Source organism: Pseudoroseomonas cervicalis ATCC 49957 (genome assembly GCF_000164635.1).
Taxonomy (GTDB): Bacteria; Pseudomonadota; Alphaproteobacteria; order Acetobacterales; family Acetobacteraceae; genus Pseudoroseomonas; species Pseudoroseomonas cervicalis.
In genome coordinates this window covers 318,971-322,923 of the sequence record NZ_GG770779.1, presented here as the reverse complement: position 1 = coordinate 322,923, position 3,953 = coordinate 318,971, and the positions used below count along the sequence as shown (strand labels likewise).

The 3,953-nt window shown below is 73.7% G+C and carries 7 protein-coding genes; all 7 read left to right on the top strand.

The window, feature by feature from the left end; genetic code table 11:
* Window positions 1–239: hypothetical protein (locus HMPREF0731_RS12705; protein ID WP_007004547.1), on the top strand; the 239-nt coding region annotated here is incomplete at its 5' end.
* A gap of 60 nt (window positions 240–299) precedes the next feature.
* Window positions 300–689, top strand: a complete 390-nt coding sequence (gene flgB / locus HMPREF0731_RS12700; RefSeq protein WP_007004546.1) for a flagellar basal body rod protein FlgB — start codon at window positions 300–302, stop codon at window positions 687–689.
* Between the two features lie 14 nt (window positions 690–703).
* Window positions 704–1,114, top strand: coding sequence for a flagellar basal body rod protein FlgC (gene flgC / locus HMPREF0731_RS12695; protein ID WP_007004545.1), 411 nt, complete (start codon window positions 704–706; stop codon window positions 1,112–1,114).
* On the top strand, window positions 1,111–1,431 hold the full coding sequence (gene fliE, locus HMPREF0731_RS12690) for a flagellar hook-basal body complex protein FliE (protein ID WP_007004544.1): 321 nt from the start codon (window positions 1,111–1,113) through the stop codon (window positions 1,429–1,431). Before flgC ends, fliE begins: the two co-directional genes overlap by 4 nt.
* Window positions 1,432–1,482: 51 nt before the next feature.
* Window positions 1,483–1,761, top strand: a complete 279-nt coding sequence (locus HMPREF0731_RS12685) for a flagellar biosynthetic protein FliQ (protein WP_007004543.1) — start codon at window positions 1,483–1,485, stop codon at window positions 1,759–1,761.
* Window positions 1,758–2,534, top strand: a complete 777-nt coding sequence (locus HMPREF0731_RS12680; protein WP_007004542.1) for a flagellar biosynthetic protein FliR — start codon at window positions 1,758–1,760, stop codon at window positions 2,532–2,534. Before HMPREF0731_RS12685 ends, HMPREF0731_RS12680 begins: the two co-directional genes overlap by 4 nt.
* Window positions 2,535–2,537: 3 nt before the next feature.
* Window positions 2,538–3,599: an EscU/YscU/HrcU family type III secretion system export apparatus switch protein gene (locus tag HMPREF0731_RS12675; RefSeq protein WP_007004541.1), complete on the top strand. Its 1,062-nt coding sequence runs from the start codon at window positions 2,538–2,540 to the stop codon at window positions 3,597–3,599.
* Window positions 3,600–3,953: the final 354 nt, after the last annotated feature.

Below are 3,953 nucleotides of genomic sequence, written 5' to 3'. Positions count from 1 at the left end.
CGCTGGATGCCGGGCAGCGGCAGATGCTGCTGCGGCTGGCCGCCTTCCGCGCGCTCGCCGGCGACGAAACCCGCATGGCCGAGCTGCGCGCCGCCTATGGCGCGCGCATGCGCGGCGGCCCGCTGGCCGAGGCCTTCACCACCCTGACCACGCCGCCGCCCGGCCCGGACGCGCCGGAATTGCAGCGGCTGCGGCAGGAGCTGGCGATGGGCCGGGCGCTGAGCGACGCGCTGCGCTGAGCCGGCCGCGCGCGGTCGCCGTTAACAATTGGGTCGCGTCTGCATGCGATGGGAGCAGCCATGAACGGTCGCCCTTCCGATCCCCTGGCCCTGGCCGGACAGCGGCTGAACTGGCTGGAACAGCGCCAGAAGGTGCTGGCGCAGAACATCGCCAACGCCAACACGCCCGGCTTCCAGCCGCGCGACCTGCAGGCCTTCGAGCAGGTGCTGGAGCGCGCCGGCGCCAACGCGCCGCTGGCCCGCACCGATGCGCGCCACATCCCGGCCCGCAACGAGATGCAGGGCCGCCCCGACCGCAAGGTGTCCGAGCGCAGCCCGGACGGCAACGCCGTCTCGCTGGAGGAGCAGGCGCTGAAGGTCGCCGCCACCGACCAGGCGCACGCGCTGGCGGTCAATCTGCACCGCCGCTGGACGGCGATGTTCCAGTCCGCGCTCGGCCGCGGCGGCTGAGAGGAGCACCCGGCATGGATCTCGAACGCGCGCTCAGCGTCTCCGCCTCCGGCATGTCGGCGCAATCGGCGCGGCTGCGGGTGGTGGCCGAGAACGTCGCCAACCGCGACAGCACCGGCGAGACGCCGGGCGCCGAGCCCTATCGCCGCAAGACCGTCACCTTCGCCAACCGGCTCGACCGCGCCCTCGGCGCCGAGACGGTGCGGGTGGCGCGCATCGGCACCGCCGCCGGCAACTTCCCGGAGCAGTACGACCCGCAGCACCCGGCCGCCGATGCGCGCGGCTATGTGCGCAAGCCCAATGTCGACTCCATGGTGGAGATGATGGACATGCGCGAGGCCCAGCGCAGCTACAGCGCCAACCTCTCGGTGCTCGAGACCACCCGCGCCATGATCCAGCGCGCCATCGACCTGCTGCGCGCATGAGTTCGCCGCTGCCCGGCGCGGGCGCCGCGCTCTCCGCCTATCGCAACGCCGCGGGCCTGGCCAGCGAGGCGCCGACCGCCGGCAACACCGCCGCCGCCGCCGGCAGCTTCGGCGCCATGCTGGAGCGCGCGGTGGAGAAGGTGGTGGACACCACCCGCGCCGCCGATGTCGCCAGCGTCCAGGGGCTGCGCGGCGAGGTCGGCGCGACCGAGGTGGTGCTCGCCGTCTCGCGCGCCGAGCTGGCGCTGCAGACCACGGTGGCGGTGCGCGACCGCGTGGTCTCCGCCTATCAGGAAGTGATGCGGATGTCGCTCTGACAGCCGCCCCGCCGCAAGACGCGGCGGTTCGGGCCGCAGGAGGCGGCGCGCATGGTCGAAAGTGACGTGATCGCCCTGGCCGGGCAGCAGGCGCTGTGGACGGCGCTGCTGGTGGGCGGGCCGCTGCTCGGCATCCTGCTGGCGGTGGGTCTGGTGATCGCCATCCTGCAGGCGCTGACCCAGGTGCAGGAGGCGGCGCTGGCCTTCGTGCCGAAGCTGCTGGCGCTGGGCCTGGCGCTGCTGTTCGGCAGTTCCGCCGCGCTGACCGCGCTGCGCAGCCTGACCGAGGGGCTGTTCGATCAGGTCGTGGCGGTGGGCGGCCTGCGGTGAGCGGCGCCGAGTTCCTCGAGACCCTGCCGCACCTCGCCTTCCAGGCGCTGCTGCTGCTGGCCCGCATGGGCGCCTGCGGCATGGTGCTGCCGGGCCTGGGCGAGCAGGAGGTGCCGGTCACCGTCCGCCTGGCGCTGGCGCTCGCCGTGGTGGCGCTGCTGCTGCCGGTGCTCGGCCCGCAATTGCCGCCCGAGCCGCAGGACATGGCCGGGCTGGTCCGGCTGATCGCCCTGGAGGTCGCCATCGGCTTCTGGATCGGCTGGCTGGCGCGGCTGATGGTCTACGCCGTGCAGGTGGCCGGCCAGGCGATCGGGCTGATGATCGGCCTGTCCAGCGTGCTGAGCCAGGACCCCACCATGGGCGAGGGCAGCACCGCGCTCGGCCGCTTCTTCGGCCTGGCCGCCGTCTCCCTGCTGCTGGCCAGCGGCCTCTATGCCCTGCCGCTGCGCGCCCTGGCCGAGAGCTACGCCCTGCTGCCGGTGGGCGCGCCGCTGCCGGCGGGCCCCGCCGCCGAGGCGGTGGCCCAGGCCAGCGCCGCCAGCTTCGCCCTGGCGCTGCGGCTCGCCGCGCCGCTGATCCTGCTGACCCTGCTGCTGCAGATGGGCAGCGGGCTGCTGGCGCGCATCGCGCCGCAGGCCCAGGTCTACATCCTCGCCCTGCCGGCGCAGAGCCTGGCCGGCATCGCCCTGCTGGCGCTGCTGCTGCCCGCGCTGCTGGCCTTCTGGGGCGAGGCGGCGCGCGCCGGCTTCGCCCTGCTGCCCGGGTTGAACTGAGCCATGGCCGAGAAGGAAGGCCCGGGCGGCGATTCCGAGGAGAAGGAACTCGATCCCTCCGAGGCGAAACTCCGCAAGGCGCGCGAATCCGGCGAGGTGCCGCTGGCGCGCGAGGCGGTGCAGCTGGCGAGCCTCTGCGGCGGCGCCTTCGCCCTGTCCTGGTTCGGCCCGGCGCTCGGCCACCACATGGTCGAGCAGGGGCGCAGCCTGTTCGCCCTGTCGCATGAGGCGCGCTGGCAGCTGGAGCTGAGCGAGATGGCGGTGCGCGCCGCGCCGCTGGCGCTCGGCGTCGCGGGACTGGCCGCCACCGGCGCGGTGGTGGTGACGCTGGCGCAGACCCGCCTGCTGGTCTCCGCCAAGCCGCTGGCGCCGAACCCGATGAAGCTGAGCCCGCTGCGCGGGCTGAAGCGCATGTTCGGGCCGCAGGCGCTGGTCGAGTTCGGCCGCGCCATGCTGAAGGTGGTGGCCTGCGGCCTGGCCATGTGGTGGGTCTCCGACGGCATCACCGAGCGCCTGCCGCAGACCCTGGCCCTGCCGCTGGAGGAACTCGGCGGCCTGGCGGCGGAGCTGATCGAGCGGCTGCTGCGCGGCGCGCTGCTGGCCTTCACCGTCGTCGCCCTGGTCGATCTCGGCTGGGTGCGGCTGCGCCACATGCAGAAGATGCGCATGTCGCGGCAGGAGATGAAGGACGAGATGAAGGAGAGCGAGGGCGATCCACATATCCGCGGCCGCCGTCGCCAGATCGCGCTGCGCCGCAGCCGCAGCCGCGCCATGGCCGAGGTGCCCAAGGCCACCGTCATCGTCACCAACCCGACGCATTACGCCGTGGCGCTGAGCTATCGCCGCGGCATCGACGCCGCCCCCCGCGTGGTGGCGCGCGGCGTCGACAGCATGGCCGCGCGCATCCGCCGCGAGGCCGAGAAGCATGGCGTGCCGGTGCTGCCGAACCCGCCTCTGGCGCGCGCCCTCTACCGCGTCGAGGAAGGCGCGCAGATCCCGGCCGAGCATTTCGAGGCGGTGGCCGAGCTGATCGCGCTCGTCTGGAAGCTCAGGCCCACCCTTTGATTTTTTCCAGGCTGCTTTTCTGTCAGGCTGCCGCTGCCTTGCAGGGAGGCGGGACGCTGCAGTTGCGGCTTCGGAGCGTGGCGGGGTTTTGCTGCTGGTGTGCCAGCTTCGGCGCTGCGTCGCCCTGCGATGAGAAGCTGCCGCCACTCCTCCCGCCCCGCAACCCCGGGCCGAAGCGCCCCCGGCCCATGCAGCACCGCCCGTCGCGGCCCTGACCGGCAGCTAGAAAAAAGAACGGTTGGGCATGTCGTCGAGGGTGGCCTGGAGCTTGCGCGCGGCCTTGCGCGCGGCCTCCTCCTGGCGGGCCTCGCGCGCCAGCTCCACCACGCGCTCGGCGGTGCGGGCGGCGACCAG